Raw genomic sequence first — 19,032 nt, 5'->3', positions numbered from 1 at the left:
CCGCCCACGTCCCGGACCGGGGCCGGCCCCCCGTCACCTCGGCCCGGGACCAAGTCACCTCGGCCTGGGACCGCGTCACTTCGGACTGGGACCGCGGCCACCGCCTCGCGGGGCTTGTCCGCCCCGGCGGCGGCCCGCTCCCTCGCTCTCCGGAGGAGCTCCTCCGCACGGGCCGTCTCGGCCCGCTCCCCGGCGTGGAGCTCGATCAGCCTGTCCGCCTGGGCACTCAGCTCTCCCAGCCGGGCCTTGGCCCTGGCGAGCAGGGCAGTGGTCGCACCGAGCTGTTTACTCCGTTCACCGGCTTTGGAGCGGGCCCTGGCGACCTCCTCTGCGGACGGCCCCAGCCTGTCTTGCATGGCGACGGCGGGGACGGCCGCACCCGTGATCAGACAGCAGGTAAGACCCGCCACCACCGCACCGGCACGGCCGTATCTCTCGACAGACCGCATGCGCTCACCTCCTGAAACGCCCTGTATGGCTACATGTCATCTCGTGACGAACGATCTAGCTCAAGATTCCCGTTAGTCACTCTTAGCACACATGTAGCTCACATAACGTAATCAACACAGGTGAGCACAGCTTCCCAGCAGCCTCTCCGGTTCTGACCCCGGGTCTGGACGGCCGGGCGGCCGGTGCCCGCGGGCTCCGCCGCCCTGTCCGCCGGGGCAGGCGGGCCGGAGTGCCGGTCGAGCGACGGCGGCGTGGCGGGCCTGCCCGCCGGCGGACGCCGGAGTCGCCGGAGCCGCCCGAGCCGGCTACGGCGTCGTGGAGGTCGCCGAGGCCGGTCCCGGACTCGTGGGAACCGGTTCCGCCGTCGGCTTCGGGGCCGGTTCCGCCGTCGGTTTCGCCGTCGGCTTCGGGGCCGGTTCGGCGGTCGGCGCCGCGGTCGGCTTGGGGGCCGGCTCTGCGGTCGGCCGAGGAGTCGTCGGGGTCGGTTTGGGAGCCGTCGGGGTCGGCGCCGTGGCGGTAGGCGCGGGCCCGGGCACCGTGGGCGCCGTGCCGGGAGTGGTCCGGCACGGGCGCGGCGGCCTGCCCCCCTGGTGGTGACGGGGCGGCCCGTGCCTGTCCGGTGCGCCCAGCCGTGGTGGGCCGGGGAGCACCGGCAGGGCGGGCCGGACCGGCCTCTCGGACGGATGGGGGCCGGTGGGACCGGAAGGGGGACCTGTGGGGCCGCTCGGCCCGTCCGTCCGCCCGTCGGTCCGCCCGTCCGCCCGCTCGTCCGTCCGCCCGTCGGTCGGCATGGGCACCGGGATCGGCACCGGGACGGGCCTCGGGGCGCGCCGGCCGGACAGGGAGTCGGGCACGCTGACGGCGACCGGCACAGCCGGCCCGAGGGGGCCGACCGGATAGGCGGACAGCCCGCCGCGGCGGGGCTCCGGGGCCGTCGCGGTGCCCCTCGGCTCAGGGTCGTGCGACGGGCGGACGCCCGGCGGCTCGCCGGTCACCGGTGGCGCCCCCGGCATGGTGCCGACGGCCGTCCCGTCGGAGCCCACGAGGTGGGTGAGGACCAGCACGACCGCGGCGGCCGCCGCGACCACGGCCAGCGCACCGGCCGCCGGACGAGAGCGTCGACGGCTCCCGTGTCCCCTCCCCACGGGGAAGCCTGCGGTGTCCAGGGCGCCGGCCCTGCGGGCGACGCAGCGCCGGTAGGGGACGAGTCCGGGATCGGTGAAGCAGCTCATCACCCGTACGCGCAGCGTCTCCGGCGGCACGACCGCGGGCAGCAGGTCGAGGACCCTCGCCGCCGAGACCTGCCTCGCCCGGTGCGGCGCGCAGGCGTCGCACCGGTTCACGTGGCGGATCAGGCGTTCACGCGCGTCCGGGGTGAGCCCACCGGCGGAGCCGGCCGACAGCCGCGCCCGGCCCGCACAGTCATGCGGCCCCTTACGGGCGAGGACCTCCGCGGTCACCACGTCACGCAGCCGCTCCCGCGCCGATCCGCACATCGCGCCGGCGCGCCTGGCCGAGACCCCCAGCACCGCGGCGAGGTCGGCGACGGACAGGCCGTGCCGGGAGATCAGCTCAAGGACCTCGCGCTCCTCCGGTGACAGGCTCCGGACGGCGTCACGGGCCATCGCCCGCAGACCGGCGTCGCCGCTCCCGGCGGCCACCGGGGACGGCGACGACGCGGTCCGCGGACCCGGCCCCACCCCCGACCCTCCGTCCGGGCCCGCCTCCGACACCCCGCCCGGCCCCGGCGCAGCCGCCGGCTCCGGTGCGGCCACCGGGCCCGTGGCCGTCCCACCCCGTTCCGGCGCGGCCGTCGGGCGGCGCCGTACGCACTCCCCCCGAGCGAGTGCGTACAGCCACGCCTCCAGCCGATCGGGGTCGGCGAGCGCGTGAACATGGGCCTCGGCCGCGATCAGGGTGTCGCGGAGCGCCACCTCCGCGCTGTCGGGGCCGTCGGGGCCGTCGGGGCCGTCGAGCATGGACCGGCAGTATCGATAGATGTTCTCGGCATGCAGGTCGTAGAGCGCGGCGAGGGCGCCCGCCTCCCGCGCGCGGAGGGCTCCGACCAGGGCACTGCGATTCATGTGACTGACGGTAAAGGATTGGTAACTATCGGTTCCAGTGATTCATGTGCCTTGACCAGAGCTGTGTCCATACAGTCATCCACATCGGTAAACAGTGGCGCGCTCCGGTGAATCTCGATCAATGGCTGTTCCCGGCGCTCACCCTGCTGAGCGACTCCCCGTCGAGGTCTCCGGGGAGGGGGATGCCGAGCTGGGCGAAGACGGTGGCCGCCACATCCACCTGGCGGGCATCCCGCCTGCGCGCCCCCTGCTCGATCCCGGGGCCGGCGGCGAGCACGAAAACGCTGCGCTCCTGCGCCGAGACGCCACCGTGGCCCCCCTCGTCCTTGTGGCCGTGGTCGGTGGTGACGATGATCGTCCATTTCTCCGCGGCGAAGGTGGGCCTGGCGCGGATGGCGCCGAACAGCCGGCCGAGATAGCCGTCCACCGTCTCGATCGCCTCGCGGTAGGCGGGGCCGAGCACCCCCGCCCGGTGCGCGACGGCGTCGGTGACCTCAAGGTGCATGAAGGCGACGTCGACCTGGCTGGTCTGGATGAGATCGGTCATCCTGTCGATGATGAAGGCGTCCTTGTCCCCGATCTCGTAGGGCTTGAGGTGGCTGGTGGCGTGCCAGTCGACCAGGTCGCCGACCGCCCCGGCGTGGACCAGGTCCCGCCAGCCGGTCACGGCCGCGGTGTGCAGGCTCGGCCGGATCCTCTCCAGCCGCGTTAGAAAGTCCGGATATTTAATGAACTGGTGGCCTTCGAAGGAGTTGTTGTGCACACCGTGCTTGCCCGGCGCCACCCCGGTCAGCACGGTCGCCCACCCCGGGCCGCTGCTGGAACGGATCTTCCGCAGCACCTCCAGCCGGCCGGTGGCGAGGGTCCCGGCCTCCATGAGTTGCCGGAAGTGCACCGCCCCGGTGGCGAGGACCCGGTCGTAGCGCACCCCGTCCAGCCCGACGACCAGCACCTTCGGCTGTGGCGACGGCGGACTGGGAACCGGCTCCGGGGTCGGGGTGAGCGTCACCGTCACGTACGGGAGCAGCGGAGGAGTGGCCACCGCCACGACGCTGGGCGCGGGCAGCGCCGGAGCGTCCGGCGCGCCCGGGCCCGGGCCGCAGCCCGACGCCAGCAGCAGGGCCAGCGAGGCCGTCAGGACCCTCGGCGGCTCCCGGTGGCGCACCCTCACCTCCCGGCGACGGGCCCGGCCGGGCCGCCGCGCCGTACGGGACGCGTGGAAGGCTCGGTCACGGCCGGGCGTCACCGGTGGAGACGGCCGGGCCGCCCCGGTCCTTGACGAACGGGGCCGTGGTCGGCTTGGCGGTGTGCACCGGGGCGATGCCCCCCAGGGCCAGCTCCTCGTAGGGGCGGCTGCTCGATCCCCAGGTGCGCGCGACCAGCTCAGCCTTGGCGATCTTGCTGGTGTCCGGGACGCTCTCGATGTTCAGGATGAACCGGCGCTTGGCGCCCGCGCGGACGTCGTCCACGAACGTGCTCCCGCCGCCGAGCAGCTTGCCGTTCTTGTCCCGCAGGAGCGCGGTGACCGCCAGGCTGCCGGCCGGCAGCCGGTACGGCGTGCCGACGTATCCGGTGATCAGGTAGCTGTGCTCCTTGCGCTCGGTCAGCACGTCGGAGACGGGGAACGACCTGAAGGCCGAGACGATCCGGGCCGCCTGGTGCCACTCGGCCGGGCGGTACTGGATGCTCACCCGCGACGGCCGCTCGGCGGCGACCACCTGGCCGGTGAAGGAGAGCACCCCGGCCGGAGGCACAGCGTCCAGGGGCTGCTCCAGCCGGACGACCTCCTTGCCCTTGGCGTCCGTGGCGATCACCGTGGCCACCACGTGCTCGCCGAAGTGCCACGGGTTGCTGTTGGCCAGCACCCCCGCCCAGTTCACCACATATCCGTCGTCCCCCTTGAGGACGGAGGAAGCCTCCTCCTTCACCGAGAGCGGCTTGAGCGAGGCGACCTGCTGCTCCGGCCTGGGGCTGGAGCATCCGGCGAGGAGGAGCAGGGCGAGAGCGCCGACGATTCGGGTGCTGTACGTCACCTAGTGGTGATAACCCGTGAACGTGCCCCTCTCCAGGGGACACGCCCAGCCCGGGCGGACTCTTTAACGCTGCCGGACCACCCTGGTCTCATCCCAGATCGGTTCAGGTGATTCGTATACCTTCCCATCCGATCCAAAGACGAGATAGCGGTCGAAGTCGTCGGCGAACCAGCGGTCGTGGGTGACCGCCACCACGGTGCCGTCGAAGGCGTTCAGCCCCTCCTGCAGCGCTTCGGCGCTGGCCAGGTCGAGGTTGTCGGTCGGCTCGTCCAGCAGCAGCAACGTGGTGCCGGACAGCTCCAGAAGCAGGATCTGCAGCCGCGCCTGCTGCCCGCCGGACAGCGTCTCGAACCGCTGCTCGGCGATGGTCCCGGCCAGCTCGTAGCGGGACAGCGCCTTCATCGCCTCGTTCTTCAGCCGGGCGTGCTCGGTCATGACGATCTCGCAGGGCGTCCGGCCGACGAGCTCGGGGCGGGCGTGGGTCTGCGCGAAGTGGCCGGGGACGACCCGGGAGCCGAGCCTGGCCACGCCGGTGTGCCGGACGTCCTCACCGGCGATCAGGCGCAGGAAATGGGACTTCCCGGAGCCGTTGGAGCCCAGCACCGCGATCCGCTCGCCGTACCAGATCTCCAGGTCGAACGGCTTCATGAGGCCGGTCAGCTCCAGGCTCTCGCAGATCACCGCCCGCTTGGCGGTCCGGCCGCCCTTGAGCCTCATGTTGATGAACTGCTCCTTGGGCGCCGCCTCCGGCGGCCCGGCCTCCTCGAACCGGCGCAGCCGGGTCTGGGCCGAGTGGTAGGCGGCGGCCATGGTGTCCATGTATTTGGCCTTCTGCTTGAGCATGAGGACCAGCCGCTTGATCTTGGCGTGCTCCTCGTCCCAGCGCTTCTTCAGCTCCTCAAGGCGCTCGTTGCGGTCCTTGCGGGCCTGGGCGTAGGTGCCGAACCCCCCGCCGTGGATCCAGATGTTGCCGGACTCGACGGTGACGATCCGGTCGGCCGCGTTGGCCAGCAGCTGCCGGTCGTGGCTGACCAGCACCACCGTCTTGGGCGTCTCGCGCAGGGCCTGCTCCAGCCAGAGCTTGCCCGGCACGTCCAGGTAGTTGTCCGGCTCGTCCAGCAGCAGCGTCTGGTCGGGTCCCCGCAGCAGCGCCTCCAGCACCAGCCGCTTCTGCTCACCGCCCGACAACGTGTTGACCCCGCGGTATTTGCAGTCGTCGTACGGCATGCCGAGCGCGGCCATCGTGCAGGTGTCCCAGAGCACCTCGATGTCGTAGCCGCCGGCGTCGGTGTAGTCGGTGATGGCCTGCGCGTAGCGCATCTGCGCCTTCTCGTCCTCGCGCTCCATCATCACGAGCTCGGCGGCGTCGAGCCGCTCGGCGGCCTGCCGCACGCGCTGCGGGGCGACGCTGAGCAGCAGCTCGTGCACCGTCCGCCCGTCGCGGATGCCGCCGATGAACTGGCGCATGATCCCCAGCCCGCCGGAGCTGGCCACGCTCCCCTCGACCGGCTGCAGGTCCCCGGCGATCAGCCGCATCAACGTCGTCTTGCCCGCCCCGTTGGGCCCGACGAGCGCGGCCTTGACCCCGTCGCCGATCCGGAAGGACACATCGTTCAGCAACGGCCGCCCATCCGGCAGTACATACGTCAGATGGCCGACCTCTACGTGCCCCACGGCGATTCCCTTCCCTAGTTCCTCGCGCAGGGTACCTGTCACCATTCCGGCCGGACACCACCTTTTCCACCGCCGAGAACCCGGAGACGTCCACCGCTGAGAACCTGGAGACGTCATTCGGAAGACAACAGGGTGACCGACCGAGTTCCGAAGGGGCCGTTGACCATCGAGACGGCCGGGTCGAACGGCGCCGGGACGTTCCTGACGGCCTTCCGCCGGCGCGGCTCGCACGACACCTCGTTGCCGCCGGCACGGCAGCGGCCGGCGGCGGGGATCGGGGTGGGCCCGCCCGGGGAGATCGGGGTGGGCCCGCCCGGCCGCGCGGCCGTCAGAGGTCCTCGTCCCGGATCACGTCGAGGTCCATGTAGCGCGGCGGCCCGTCGCACAGCTCCCGCATCCGGTCGGCCAGTTTGCCGGTCTGCGGCAGCTCGCTGTTGCGCATCGCCTCCTCGTAGGACGGGAACCGGACGATGGCGACGTAGTGACCGGGGCGGGCGCGATCGCGGGTGAGGGTCGTGTGCGTGACCGTTCTCCCGCCTCCGGTGGAGTCCCGCCACTCGTCCATCAGGCGCTGGACCTCCTGCTCGTCGGCGGTGTCGAATTCGATGACCTGTATGAAGCTCATGATGTCCTCCCTGTCCGCGCCCACTACTGAACGACTCCATCTCCGGGAGCGGGTGCGGACAAGCAGGCCCGGGTCAAAACGCGCCCGGCTTTGCATGACTCGGCGGGCGGCCGGCGCTTTCTCCGGTTCTCCGGCGAGAGTCTCCACGCGGGCGTCCCGGTGACCGCGCCGGGGCGTCCGGGCCCCGGCGACGCGTCTCAGCCGCCCCGGTGACGCCGTCCCAGCGCCTCCACGAAATCCCCGAGCAGGCGGGCGAACTCCCGCTGGTCATGCTCCGGCCAGTCACGCATCGCCGTGCCGAAGACCTCTCGCCGGAACCGGTGGACCTGGGCGGCCTGCTCGACGCCCAGGTCGGTGAGCTCCAGGGTGCTGCGCCGGCCGTCCGCGGGGTCGGCCACCCGCCGTAGCAGCCCGGCGTCGACGGCCCTGGCGACCAGGCGGCTGGCACGGGGCTGATCGACGCCCATGCGGTCGGCGACGGAGCTCACCGTGGCCGCCTCCGGCCCCTCCTCCACCGCGTCGATCACCGCGAACAGCGCGGGATCCGGATGGCCGCCGCCCGCCAGGCGCTGGATCGCGCGGCGGCTCTGGCTGCGCCGGATCGCCACCATCGCCCGTTCGACGGCCGCGACCGCCTGGGAGTCCTCCATACGGCCACTATATATGTATGAATACATGTTATTGTCAAAATACATGCATCAATCCTGAGGACGGCACCATGGAAGTCTCCGAGATCACCAGCCAGCAGCGCCCCCTGGGCTATTGGATCAAGCAGCTTCACCTCGCCATCGAGCGCTCCCTTGACGACCTGCTCGGCGGGGAGGGGCTGACCCGCCGTCACTGGCAGGTGATGAACGTCATCGCCGCGGAACCCCGCACCTCGGCCGAGCTCGACGCCGCTCTCGGCCCCTTCCTCAGCGCCGCGCAGCCCTCGCTGCTCCCGGTCGCGGAGGAGCTGCGCGAGCGCGGCTGGCTCACCGAGGGCGGGCCGCTCGCCCTCACCCAGGCGGGCACCCGCGCCCACGCCGACCTGCACGACAAGGTGACCGCCGCCCGCGTCCGCGTCACCGAGGGCGTCAGCGCCGAGGAATACCGGGCGACCGTCGACGTCCTGAGCCGGATGACCGCCAATCTCGGCGGCCGGTGACGGTGTGACGGCGGCCTGGAAACCTGGCGCCCCACAGGAGCTCGGTGCCCCGCAGGGGCTCGGCGCCCGCCGGCATGGGAGCAGCTGGCGGCGGAGCGCTCCCGGACGCGCTAGTAGCCGGCGGTGAAGCGCTCCCGGACGAAGGAGCCCTCCTCCAGGGTGTCGAGAAGGGCGGCGGCGAAGTCCGGGACCGTGATCCGGGTGTCGGCGCCGCTGATCGGAGCGTCACCGGCCTTGACCCGGTAGGCACCGGTGCGCTCGCCGTCGACGAGGTGGACCGGGGGCGGGCTGGCGTAGGACCAGTCCAGCGCGCCGCCCTGGGCGCGGAGCAGTTCGAGGGCCTCGCCCTGGGCGCGGGCCTCGGCCAGATACTCCTTCGGGAAGTTCGGGCTGTCGACGAACCGCCGCCCCGGGGCCTGCTCCAGGCTGCCGCCGCCGCCCACGACCAGCAGCCGCCTCACCCCGATCCTGGGCAGCACGTCGATCAGGGTCCGGACCGCCGCGGGCACGGTCTCAGGCCCCTTCACCGCCAGCACCACCGCGTCGTGCCCGGTCAGCACCCCCGCGATCGAGCCGCGGTCGAGCACGTCGGCGTCGACCCCGTTCCCCAGCGAGGAGGCGTCCCTGGCGACGGGCGTGACCTCGTGGCCACGGTCGCGGGCCTCCCGGAGGACGGCCGAGCCGATGTGACCACTGGCCCCGACAATTGCGATCTTCATCTGCTGCCCTTTCCACCACGGTCGAGGAAGTCGGCGACGGGGGGTGGTCTGCGGCGGCTTCTCTTCAAGTGCGGGATGCCCGGTGTCGACCAGATGCAACTCCGCGCCGGGCACATCCTTCAGGAAAGCCCGCGCGCCTCTTCCGCCCGGATTCCGCCCGTGCGCCTTTCCGCCCGCGCGCCTTTTCCGCCCGGGCGGGGACCGCCGCGCCGCCGTGACGGCGCGGGTCACGCGTTCCGGGACCGTCCCGCCAGCCGCCGGTGGATCTTCTCCGTGAAGTAGGGGTTGAGCGCGTCGCCGGCGTCGAGCAGCCGCGGCAGCAGTCCGGCCTCGGTCGTCAGGGCGCGGAAGAGGAACTCGACCGTCACCGCGTGGTCCGGCCGGGAGACGACCTCGACGACGTCGCCCGCCTGGATCTCGCCGGGCGCGATGACGCGGAGATAGGCGCCGGGCAGGGCGGCCTCGGTGAACCGCCGGACCCACCCCTTCCGGTCCAGCCAGCCCGCGAACGTGCGGCACGGGATGCGGGCCGAGGTGACTTCGAGGATCAGGTCCGCTCCGATCCGCCACCGCTCGCCGACCAGGGCGCCGTTGACGTCGAGGCCGGAGGTGGTGAGGTTCTCACCGAAGACCCCGTTGGACAGCTCACGCCCCAGCTCCTTCTCCCAGGTGTCGAGATCCTCACGCGCGTAGGCGTACACCGCCTGGTGATCGCCGCCGTGGTCGCGGAGATCGCCGATCGTGTCCCCCGCGACACCGCTGCCCGCCGTACCCATCGGGCCGGGGGCTGCCACGGCGACCGGCCCGTCGGCGGGGCGCTTGTCGATCCCGGTGAGATCGGCGCTGGTGTAGTCGGCGGAGTGCGGATGAGCGAGGTTCACCGAGAGAAGCCGTGACATGTTTTCACCCTATAAGGGGTAAAGCGGTCTCCTGTGTAGGAATTACCGCACCGGGGCCGGACCAGGACGGCGACCAACCCGCCGTCGCCGGCCCGGCACCCATCCGCGCACCTCGGGGCTCACCTGCGTGCCCCCGGGGTCACCTCTGCGTCCCGGGCTTGGGCAGCGGCCTGGGCCGCGGCACCGACCTCGGCGGCATGGGAGCCTGGCGCGGGCGGACCGGCCGGGACCGGGGGATCTGCTGCATGGACGCACCGGTCCAGCGGGGTACGGCGGGCAGGACGGTGAACTCGACTCGCATCCGGTCTCTCTTTCTCATTGTCGCTCTAGGCGTAGTACTCTGTTCGGAGTGGTTTGAACGTAGTACTACATCCAGAGTGGTGTCAAGCAAGATTATTGGGAGATCCGATGCGGCAGAATCCGGCACGGCGGGCGGCACTCGTCGACGCGGCCATCGAAGTCCTGGCACGCGAGGGGGCGCGCGGCCTGACCTTCCGCGCCGTCGACGTCGAGGCGGCGGTGCCGAACGGCACCGCGTCGAACTACTTCGCCAACCGCGACGACCTGCTCACCCAGGCGGGCGCCCGCTTCTACGAACGGCTGCAGCCCGACGCGACCACCCTCGCCCGGGCCCTGGAGGGGCCGCGTGACCGCGACCGGGTCACGCGGCTGATGCACGAGCTGGTGGGCCGGATCACCGACTTCCGCTCGGGCTACCTGGCCCTGCTGGAACTGCGCCTGGAGGCCACCCGCCGCCCCGAGCTGCGCGCCGTGCTCACCAGCCAGATCCGCGCCGACGTCGAGGCCAACATCGCCTACCACCGGGAGTCCGGCCTGCCCGGTGACGACACCACGGTGGTGCTCCTCTACATGACCCTGAACTGGCTGATCGTGGAGCGGCTCACCCTGCCCGACGTCTTCCCCGGGCAGCAGCTCCACGACCTGATCACCGACGCGGTGGAGCGGCTCCTGCCCCCGGACCCTCCGCAGGGCTCCGGGGACCGCCCCTGACGGCCCCGTCGAGACGCGCCCCGTCGGGGTCGCGCCGGGCGAGGTGCTCGCCGCGCCGGTGAAGCCGGTGGAGGGCCGAGCCACGACGGCCGGCATCGCAGCGCGGGCCGTGGCCGAGGGCCGGCACCGCGTCACGGGCCGTGGCCGAGGACCGCCTTCGGGCAGGAGCAGGCTCTCACCAAGGAAGGACAAAAGGTGGGAATTGTCCGGAGTGGCCCTGATTGGGCCAGGGAACTGTCGTTGTGGCCTTCAGGGGGAGGCCGTTTCCACGAGGGGGACCTGCGATGGGGCACATCACCACCGAAGACGGCACCGGCATCTTCTACAAGGACGGGGGCTCCGGTCAGCCGGTGGTCTTCAGCCACGGCTGGCCGCTCAACTCCGACGCATGGGAGGACCAGCTCCGCTCCGTCGCCGAGAACGGCTATCGCGCCGTGGCCCACGACCGGCGCGGGCACGGCCGCTCCAGCGCGACGTGGCACGGCAACGACATGGACACCTACGCCGACGATCTCGCCGAGGTGATCGAGAAGCTGGACCTGCGGGACGTGGTCCTGGTCGGCCACTCCACCGGCGGCGGCGAGGTCGCCCGCTACATCGGCCGCCACGGCACCTCCCGGGTGGCCAAGGCCGTCCTGCTCGGCGCGGTCCCGCCGCTGATGCTGAAGACCGACGCCAATCCCGAGGGGACCCCCATCGAGGTCTTCGACGACATCCGGGCCGCGGTGGAGAAAGACCGCGCGCAGTACTGGAAAGACCTCAGCGTCCCCTTCTACGGCGCCGACCGGCCCGATTCCGACGTGTCGGAGGGTGTGCGCGAGGCGTTCTGGCTGTGGAGCATGCAGGTCTCCCTGAAGGCCGCCTACGACTGCATCAAGGCATTCTCCGAGAGCGACTTCACCCAGGACCTCAAGCGGTTCGACGTGCCGACCCTGATCGTGCACGGGGACGCCGACCAGATCGTGCCCATCAACGACTCGGCCATGAAGTCAGCCGAGATCGTCGCGGACGCGACCCTGAAGGTCTACCCCGGCGCCCCGCACGGCCTGGCCAACATCAACCCCTTCAAGGACCGGTTCAACAGCGACCTGCTGGCCTTCATCAAGGGCTGACAGGCCCGTCCGCCGGGCCCTGCACAAGGGGCGCCGCCTTACTCCTGGGATCGCGGAAGGCGTGAAACGGCATCCTGGAGTTCCGCAGGACGTTCAGACGCCGATCCGGACCGGCCGGAGACCCGCGCTCCCTCGGAAGGCTCCTTGGAAAGCCCCTCAGGACCCTCGGGAAACCTCAGGACCCTCAGGAAACCTCAGGACCCTCGGGAAAGGAGCGCGGGCGTCGATCGCCGTCGGGCGTCACCGGCTCACTGACGCTGCCAGAGGGCCGGGACGTAGGGCGGCTCCCAGCCGGGCAGCGCGGTGTGCTGCTGGAGGCACCGGTAGGTGGCGCCGTTGTAGACCGCCTGGTCACCGGCCGCGTAGAGGGTTCCGGCGGCCCAGGGGCCGGCAGGTCCCTGGGTGGGCGAGACAGTGGGGGTCGGGGTCGGCGTGGGGGTGGGCGTCGGGGTCGGCGTCGGGTCGGGGCCGCTGCCTACCTTGACATCGACGCAGTTGTAGAAGGCCATCGCGGTGTCGGCGATGTTCCAGATGGCGAGCACCTTGAGGCGGCCGGTCCGGCCTCCCAGGTTGACCACGTGCGAGACCGTGGAGCCCGGCACCTTGCCCCGGTCGTCGAACACCGCGACGCGGGTGCCGCCGACGAAGTACTCCCACGTGCTGGTGGCGTGGCGGGCCTCGATCCGCCAGTTGAAGGTGACCGAGTCACCGACGTTGGTGACCGGCCACGCCTTGCTGTCGTCGTCGAGCGGGGCCCAGCGGGCATCGCCGCCGCTGCAGTTCCGCTGCCCCTTGGGGCCCTCGACGCTGGCCGGCTCCCAGATGATCTGGCCGCAGTTGGCGACCTTCCCCTGGGCGCAGAGTGCCTGCCGGCTGGGAGGGGAGGTGATGTAGCCGTGCGCCAGTGCGGGCGAGGCGACGAACACCACGGACGCGACCGCGATGACCGCCGCCGCTAAGACTCTGATCAATTTGCGCATGTCGTGTTTCCTTCGCTGGGGGATGAGACCCAAATATAAAGGAAACTTTACTAACAGTAAATGTCCGTCGGACTCCGATCGTGCCCAGTCACAGGCCGCGGAGAGGCTGCGGCACGGCCCCGTCCGGAGCGGTCCCGGCTCGGCCCCGTCCGGGAGCGGCCCTGTCCGGGAGCGGCCCGGCTGGGTGTCCCCGTCCGAAAGCACCCCTGTCCGGAAGCACCCCTGTCCGGAAGCAGCCCTGTCCGGAGCAGCCCTGTCCGGAGCGGCCCGGGCTGGAGCGGCCCCGGCTGGGCGTCCCCGGCTGGAGCGGCCCCGCCCACGTGTGGGCGGGGCCGTCGCCGGGTTCTACCGGGGCGGCGTCGCGTTGGACGCGGCGCCCGGCACCGGGGCGTGACCGGCGGCCCGAGTGGTGAAGGTTCCCCGGCCCTGGGTCCGGCTGCGCAGCCGGGTCGCGTAGCCGAACAGCTCGGCCAGCGGCACGGTCGCGGTGACCACCACCGTGCCCGCCCGCGTGGTCGAGCCGGAGACCCGGCCGCGACGTGCCGCCAGGTCGCCCAGCACCCCACCGACGGCGTCGTCGGGCACGGTGACCGTGACCTCGGCCATCGGCTCCAGCAGCAGCATCACGCTGGCGCGCAGTGCCTCCCGCAGCGCGAGCCGGCCGGCCGTCCGGAACGCCATCTCCGAGGAGTCCTTGGAATGGGTGGCTCCGTCGGTCAGCGTGACCCGCAGGCCGGTCACCGGGTGACCGCCGAGGGGGCCCGCGGCCAGAGCGTCCCGGCAACCGGCTTCCACCGCCCGGACGTACTCCCCCGGCACCCGCCCACCGACGACGGTCGAACGGAACACGAAGTCCACCGCACCGCCGTCGGCACGGACGGCGTCCGGGACGGCCTCCAGCGGCTCCACGTCGAGGACGACGTGGGCGAACTGGCCGGCGCCGCCGTCCTGCTTGACGTGCCGGTACAGCAGCCCGGACACCCCGCGCCCGACCGTCTCCCGGTAGGCCACCTGTGGCCGGCCGACGCTGACCTCCAGCCCGCGGTCGCGACGGACCTTCTCCACCGCGACCTCCAGATGCAGCTCGCCCATCCCCGACAGCACCGTCTGGCCGGTCTCGGGGTCGGTCCGGACCGCCAGCGAAGGATCCTCCTCGACCAGCCGCGCCAACGCCGACGCCAGCCGGTCGGTATCGGTGCTCCTGCGGGCCTCGACCGCCACGGAGACCACCGGATCGGCCACGACCGGCGGTTCGAGGACCAACGGCTCCGCGGGCGCGCACAGGGTCGCCCCGGCGCGGGCCGCCTTCAGCCCGACCACCGCGACGATGTCCCCGGCCACCGCCCGGTCCACCTCCATGTGCCGGTCCGCCTGCACCCGCAGGATCCGGCCGATCCGCTCGGTGCGCCGCGCGCCGGCGTCCAGCACCGTGTCTCCCTTCTCGACCGTCCCCGAATACACGCGCAGGTAGGTCAGCCGTCCGGCGGCGGTCGAATTCACCTTGAAGACCAGCGAGGCGAACGGCGCCGCCGGGTCGGCGGCCCGCTCCCGCACCGTGCCGTCCTGGACGCCGCGTACCGCCGGCACCTCCAGCGGCGAGGGCAGGTAGGCCACGACGGCCTCCAGCAGCGGTTCGATCCCGCGGTTGCGGTAGGCCGATCCGCACACCACCACCACGCCCTCGCCGGTACGGGTCAGATCGCGCAGCGCGGCGGCAAGAGTCCGGGTGGAGACCGCCGACTCCGCGCAGAACTCCTCCAACGCCACCGGGTGCAGTCCGGCCACCACCTCCTCAAGGAGCCGCCGGCGACGGTGCGCCTCCTCCCGCAGGGCGTCCGGCACCGGCCCGTCCCTGCCCGTCTCGCCGCCGTCGGCCCAGATCAGCGACCGCATCCGCAGCAGATCCACCACCCCGGTGAACCCGTCCTCCCGCCCGATCGGCAGTTGCGTCACCAGAGGGGTCACCCGCAACCGTTCGCGGATCGACTCGACCGCCGTGTCGAGGTCGGCACCGGCGCGGTCCAGCTTGTTGACGAAGGCGATCCGCGGCACTCCGTACCGGTCGGCCTGCCGCCACACCGACTCGCTCTGCGGTTCGACCCCCGCGACGCCGTCGAACACCGCGATCGCGCCGTCGAGCACCCGCAGCGAGCGTTCCACCTCGTCGGAGAAGTCGACGTGGCCCGGGGTGTCGATGAGGTTGATCCGGTGGCCGTCCCAGACGCAGCTCACCGCTGCGGCGAAGATGGTAATCCCACGATCGCGCTCCTGGGAGTCGAAGTCGGTGACGGTCGTCCCCTCATGCACTTCGCCACGTTTGTGCGTGGTGCCGGTGACGTAGAGGATCCGTTCGGTGATGGTGGTCTTGCCGGCGTCGACGTGGGCGAGGATGCCCAGATTGCGGATGCCGGTCAGCGGGTCGGTGATATGACGGTGCGGGTTGCCACGCATGCCCTCAGCCCTTAGCTCTCAGCCCTTGGGACGATCGGAACAGGACAGCGCAATTTCCGGACGGAACGACTTTGGGTCAGGCCACGCAGAGATCCATGCTGCGGGACGACCCCGTCGAGAAACACCCGGCCGGTTGGTCCGACATCGGGCAGCTGAAATCAGGCGTCCGTCACGGACGTCCGGTGCCGGCCGCGCAGCCGGTACCGGGGACCAACGAAGACACCAGAATCACCTCGTACCGTGACTGGGGAATGACCACAGCGGTGCGGTAGCGCACAGCCCACTCCCCTCACTCGTCAAGGTGCGCGCCGCGGCGTCGCGGCAGCGCGTTTCATGATGAATGTACTGAAACCAATATGGGCGGGAAACCGGTTTTCTGATCAGCGGCGACGCATGGTCGACCACGGGTCCGGCCGTTCCGGATCGGGCGGGGCCCGCTCCGTCCCGAGCCGCGCTCCCTGAGCACCCGCGGGCGCGGGCCGGCACCTGGCGACGGCGTCAGCGGGATCCGCCGGGCCGGTGACCGTCGCGGAACGGCACGTCGGCGGGCGGCTCGATCCGCACCCGCTCCTCAGGACGGCTCTCAAGGTCGTCGAGTTGCTCGCGGACCGTCTTCCGCAGGTCGTCGTAGTCCCGGAAGGAGTAGTCGTTGAACAGGGTGTAGCCGGTCCACATCAAGTTGGCGCACACCCGCGGCGGCACCCCGCCCGTCGCCACGCCCATGCCGACCAGCGCCACCGACTCGATGCTGCCCGGCTCCTTCTCGTTCTGCATGTGGATGGCCTGGAACGCGGCGGCGCACGCCAGGGCGACGTTCAGCGTCTCGCTCACGTTCTGCACCGACTGCACCATCGTCGGCGTCGAGATCAGGAACTTCGGGTTGATCGCCCCGGACGGTACGCACACGGCGCTTCCCACCGGCAGCGACCCTCCGAACTGATCGCGGATCGCCCGCTGGACGCGCAGCTGGATCCCCGCCCCGAGATACCGCTTGATGACCGCGTCGACCCCGCCGTCCATCCGCCCGCGGGAGTTGGTCGGGCTGACCCAGGCATCGACGTGCTGGTCGAGGATCGACCCCTTGGAGATCTCGACCTCAGGGGTGTCGGCGAACGCCGGCCGCCACGACTGCACCACCTCCGCGTTGACGTCGACCAGCACCACCTTGAGCAGTGGCTTCACGTGCTTTACGGTCATGGCTCACTCCGGGCGCGGGGAGGGGTGTTTCCGGCATCCACGAAGATAGCGCGCCACACCGACAAACCGGATCTTGGTCGGAGATCCGGGAACGATCTCCACGCTCGCGGGCACGCCGACTCCGGGTGGTCCGGGAACGATCTCCACGCTCGCGGGCGCGCCGACTCCGGGTGGTCCGGGAACGAACCCTCCGCGGACCAGGCCCTGCGGCGGACCGGCGCTCACGACCGGAGAGCCCACCCACTCCAGCGGATGGGCTCTCGGGTTCTCCGGCATCTTCTCCGAGGACATCTCCTCCGAGATCGCATTCGGGATCTTCACACGGCACAATTCCCCCACCTCAATCACCCGTGCCGTCACCGGTACGGCCCGCCGATCCGGAAGCCCACGATGAGAGACGACAACGCCCCCACCCCGCCCGGCCCGAATGACCCGCTGGCCCTCGCCGAACTCTTCAAGGGCGGCGGCGAGCCGTGGCTGCCGCTCCTGAAGCCGGTCATCGAGGCGCAGCCGGCCGCGGCCACGTTCATCGGCCTGGACCGCAGCCCGCAGGTCGTGCCCGTCCGAGAACTGACCTTCCAGGCGCTCAAGCCCAACCCTCCGCACAAGTGGAAGGTCGTCGTCTTCGGCCAGAACCCGTATCCGCGGGCTGAGAGCGCCACCGGCATCGCCATGTTCGACAACGCCTTCCACGACTGGAAGGACAGCCAGTTCGGCAAGGTCATCACCATCCGCTGCATCATCAAGGCGGCGGCGATGTGGAAGCACGGCATCCCCAAGAAGACGCCGATCGCCGACATCCGCGCGCTCCTGAGGGAACACGACACCGTGCAGCCGCCGGAGTGGTTCCAGGCGATGCTCACGCAGGGCGTACTACTCCTGAACGCGGCACTGACCGCCAGCGGCGACGGGGCGATGGCCACCGACCGGCACACCGCGTTCTGGCGACCGGTCGTCGAGAAGCTCGTCGAGGAGATCCTGAGGGCCAAGCAGAACGCCGACGAGCAGGACCGGGGCGTGGTGTTCGCGTGGTGGGGAGTCCACGCCCGCAGCCTGAAAGAGGTCGTACTCCGGCTCCAGAAGAAGTATCCCGAGGTGGAGGTCCGGCACATCGACCACTCCAACCCCGCGGCACAGGGCGACATCTTCTGCGACGGGGACCACTTCGACGCCGTGAACACGGCGCTCAGGGAGCTCGGGGCCGACGAGATCGACTGGCTGCCCAGCAAGGGGTGGAACGAGCTCGCGGCGCGGACCGGCGGGACGGACGCGGACACGGCCGACCGCATGGGGGCGTTCATCGCCTCCACGATGGAGCTGCACAAGCTCTACCTCGAACGGCTCGCCGGCGTCAAGGACGAGGGGCTGGAGCTTCCGGCGATCACCGGCGTGTTCGACACCCCGCTCATGGACTTCCGCGAGGCCGTCGCCCCGGTGGCCAAGCTGCTGTCGGGTCTCGACCGGCACATGGAGCAGTCGTACCGGTTCGGCGAGAAGCAGCCGGGCGACGCGGCCGGCGGCCTGTCCGCCGACGAGATCGCGGCCCTCTACCTCTACACGTGCGAGTCGGCGTTCTACCGGCAGATCAACGCCACCCTGCGCGACCCGGACCGCACCCGGATCGTCCCGTACCTCCCATACCTGCGGCTCTTGTTCTCGGCCGTGTCGCGTCTGCCGGCCCGCAAGGAGTCGCTGTGGCGCGGGGTGTCGCTGGACCTGCGAGCGCAGTACCCTCTCGGCCGCACCGTGACGTGGTGGGGCGTGTCCTCGTGTACGTCGGAGCTCAGCGTGGCCCAGGCTTTCCTCGGCCGCCGCGGCAAGCGGACGCTCTTCGAGGTGCTCCCCATGCGGGCCGTCGGCATCCGCAGCTTCTCCGCGTTCACCGGTGAGGAGGAGTTCATCCTCGCCCCCGGCACGCAGCTCAAGGTGACCGACGTGAAGGTCGAGCGCGGCGGCCTCTACACCGTGAGACTGACCGAGCTGGCCGAGCAGCACCTGGTGGCGTGAGCGGCGGAAGTGCGTCACAGCGGCGCGCCACTCGCGGCGCGCCGCCGTGATTCACCGACTCCGACCACGGCGGCGCGTTTTCCGGACTCCGCCCATGGCGGCGCGTTTCACGGGCTCCGACCATGGCGGCGCCCCGCGGGCATCGGTCAGCCGGCGGTCGGTCAGCCGGCGGCCGGAACGTAGGTCAGGTTGAGCACGCCGGTCTGGAACGTCTCGGACTTGACCAGCTTCAGCGGGTGGGTCGGGGTGTCCTCGAACAGCCGCCGGCCACGGCCGACGGCGATCGGGTGGAGGAGCAGGTTCAGCTCGTCGAGCAGCCCGTCGGCCAGAAGCCGGCGCACGGTCGTCGCCGAGCCGGACATCTGGATGTCGCCGTCTGTCTGCTCCTTGAGCTCGCGCAGCTTGGCCGCGACGTCACCGGAGACGATGGTGGTGTTGTTCCAGTCCGCCTTCTCCAGGGTGTCCGACACGACGTACTTGCGGGCGTTGTTGATGAACTTGGCGAAGTCCTCGTCCGCGTCCGCCGTCGGCCAGTACGCCGACCACTCCTCGTACAGCTTGCGGCCCATCAGGAACGCCGCCGCGTTCTGCACGCCCGCCCCGATCGCCGCGCCCATCTCGTCGTTGAAGTACGGGAAGTGCC

The 19,032-nt window shown here is 71.3% G+C and carries 17 protein-coding genes; 4 read left to right on the top strand and 13 right to left on the bottom strand.

Annotation, left to right across the window (positions count from 1 at the left end):
* Positions 1-755: 755 nt before the first annotated feature.
* From ACWDS7_RS21560 to ACWDS7_RS21535, 6 genes are all read right to left on the bottom strand, one after another.
* Complete coding sequence (locus ACWDS7_RS21560; RefSeq protein WP_451930709.1) at positions 756-2,534, bottom strand: sigma factor-like helix-turn-helix DNA-binding protein; 1,779 nt, start codon at positions 2,532-2,534, stop codon at positions 756-758.
* A 118-nt stretch (positions 2,535-2,652) separates the two neighbouring features.
* A complete protein-coding gene (locus tag ACWDS7_RS21555; protein WP_451930708.1) occupies positions 2,653-3,699 on the bottom strand; it encodes an alkaline phosphatase family protein in 1,047 nt (348 codons plus the stop codon).
* Between the two features lie 64 nt (positions 3,700-3,763).
* A complete protein-coding gene (locus tag ACWDS7_RS21550) occupies positions 3,764-4,567 on the bottom strand; it encodes a hypothetical protein (RefSeq protein WP_451930707.1) in 804 nt (267 codons plus the stop codon).
* Between the two features lie 63 nt (positions 4,568-4,630).
* On the bottom strand, positions 4,631-6,241 hold the full coding sequence (locus tag ACWDS7_RS21545) for an ABC-F family ATP-binding cassette domain-containing protein (protein ID WP_306875465.1): 1,611 nt from the start codon (positions 6,239-6,241) through the stop codon (positions 4,631-4,633).
* A gap of 328 nt (positions 6,242-6,569) precedes the next feature.
* On the bottom strand, positions 6,570-6,866 hold the full coding sequence (locus ACWDS7_RS21540) for a hypothetical protein (RefSeq protein WP_306862088.1): 297 nt from the start codon (positions 6,864-6,866) through the stop codon (positions 6,570-6,572).
* Between the two features lie 197 nt (positions 6,867-7,063).
* Positions 7,064-7,516: a MarR family winged helix-turn-helix transcriptional regulator gene (locus ACWDS7_RS21535; protein ID WP_451930706.1), complete on the bottom strand. Its 453-nt coding sequence runs from the start codon at positions 7,514-7,516 to the stop codon at positions 7,064-7,066.
* A gap of 68 nt (positions 7,517-7,584) precedes the next feature.
* Between ACWDS7_RS21535 and ACWDS7_RS21530 the strand changes: the two genes are divergently transcribed.
* Positions 7,585-8,013 (top strand): MarR family winged helix-turn-helix transcriptional regulator, encoded by a 429-nt coding sequence (locus ACWDS7_RS21530; protein ID WP_451930705.1) that lies wholly within the window; start codon positions 7,585-7,587, stop codon positions 8,011-8,013.
* A 110-nt stretch (positions 8,014-8,123) separates the two neighbouring features.
* Here ACWDS7_RS21530 and ACWDS7_RS21525 read toward each other — a convergent pair whose 3' ends face one another.
* From ACWDS7_RS21525 to ACWDS7_RS21515, 3 genes are all read right to left on the bottom strand, one after another.
* Positions 8,124-8,732 carry an NAD(P)-dependent oxidoreductase gene (locus ACWDS7_RS21525; RefSeq protein WP_451930704.1) on the bottom strand — a complete coding sequence of 203 codons (609 nt, stop codon included), beginning with the start codon at positions 8,730-8,732 and terminating at the stop codon, positions 8,124-8,126.
* 227 nt (positions 8,733-8,959) lie between these two features.
* The gene (locus ACWDS7_RS21520; RefSeq protein WP_451930703.1) at positions 8,960-9,631 is read right to left on the bottom strand and encodes an MOSC domain-containing protein; all 672 of its coding nucleotides are present in this window, start codon (positions 9,629-9,631) and stop codon (positions 8,960-8,962) included.
* A gap of 139 nt (positions 9,632-9,770) precedes the next feature.
* Complete coding sequence (locus ACWDS7_RS21515; protein WP_451930702.1) at positions 9,771-9,932, bottom strand: hypothetical protein; 162 nt, start codon at positions 9,930-9,932, stop codon at positions 9,771-9,773.
* A gap of 107 nt (positions 9,933-10,039) precedes the next feature.
* On the opposite strand from ACWDS7_RS21515, the gene ACWDS7_RS21510 reads away from it, so the two are divergent.
* The gene (locus ACWDS7_RS21510) at positions 10,040-10,642 is read left to right on the top strand and encodes a TetR/AcrR family transcriptional regulator (protein ID WP_451930701.1); all 603 of its coding nucleotides are present in this window, start codon (positions 10,040-10,042) and stop codon (positions 10,640-10,642) included.
* A gap of 284 nt (positions 10,643-10,926) precedes the next feature.
* Positions 10,927-11,754 (top strand): alpha/beta fold hydrolase, encoded by an 828-nt coding sequence (locus tag ACWDS7_RS21505; protein ID WP_451930700.1) that lies wholly within the window; start codon positions 10,927-10,929, stop codon positions 11,752-11,754.
* Positions 11,755-12,002: 248 nt separating this feature from the next.
* Here ACWDS7_RS21505 and ACWDS7_RS21500 read toward each other — a convergent pair whose 3' ends face one another.
* The 3 genes from ACWDS7_RS21500 to ACWDS7_RS21490 form a co-directional block, all read right to left on the bottom strand.
* The gene (locus ACWDS7_RS21500; protein ID WP_451930699.1) at positions 12,003-12,734 is read right to left on the bottom strand and encodes a lytic polysaccharide monooxygenase; all 732 of its coding nucleotides are present in this window, start codon (positions 12,732-12,734) and stop codon (positions 12,003-12,005) included.
* Between the two features lie 345 nt (positions 12,735-13,079).
* Positions 13,080-15,185: an elongation factor G gene (gene fusA, locus ACWDS7_RS21495; RefSeq protein ID WP_451930698.1), complete on the bottom strand. Its 2,106-nt coding sequence runs from the start codon at positions 15,183-15,185 to the stop codon at positions 13,080-13,082.
* A 498-nt stretch (positions 15,186-15,683) separates the two neighbouring features.
* A complete protein-coding gene (locus ACWDS7_RS21490) occupies positions 15,684-16,382 on the bottom strand; it encodes a macro domain-containing protein (protein ID WP_451930697.1) in 699 nt (232 codons plus the stop codon).
* 390 nt (positions 16,383-16,772) lie between these two features.
* Between ACWDS7_RS21490 and ACWDS7_RS21485 the strand changes: the two genes are divergently transcribed.
* Positions 16,773-18,389 (top strand): ADP-ribosyltransferase domain-containing protein, encoded by a 1,617-nt coding sequence (locus ACWDS7_RS21485; protein WP_451930696.1) that lies wholly within the window; start codon positions 16,773-16,775, stop codon positions 18,387-18,389.
* A 161-nt stretch (positions 18,390-18,550) separates the two neighbouring features.
* Here the strand turns inward: ACWDS7_RS21485 and ACWDS7_RS21480 are convergent.
* On the bottom strand, positions 18,551-19,032 hold a 482-nt coding region (locus tag ACWDS7_RS21480), incomplete at its 5' end, for a dihydrofolate reductase family protein (RefSeq protein ID WP_451930695.1).

This window comes from Streptosporangium sp. NPDC003464 (assembly GCF_053588315.1).
This window is presented reverse-complemented; position numbering and strand designations above follow the sequence as displayed.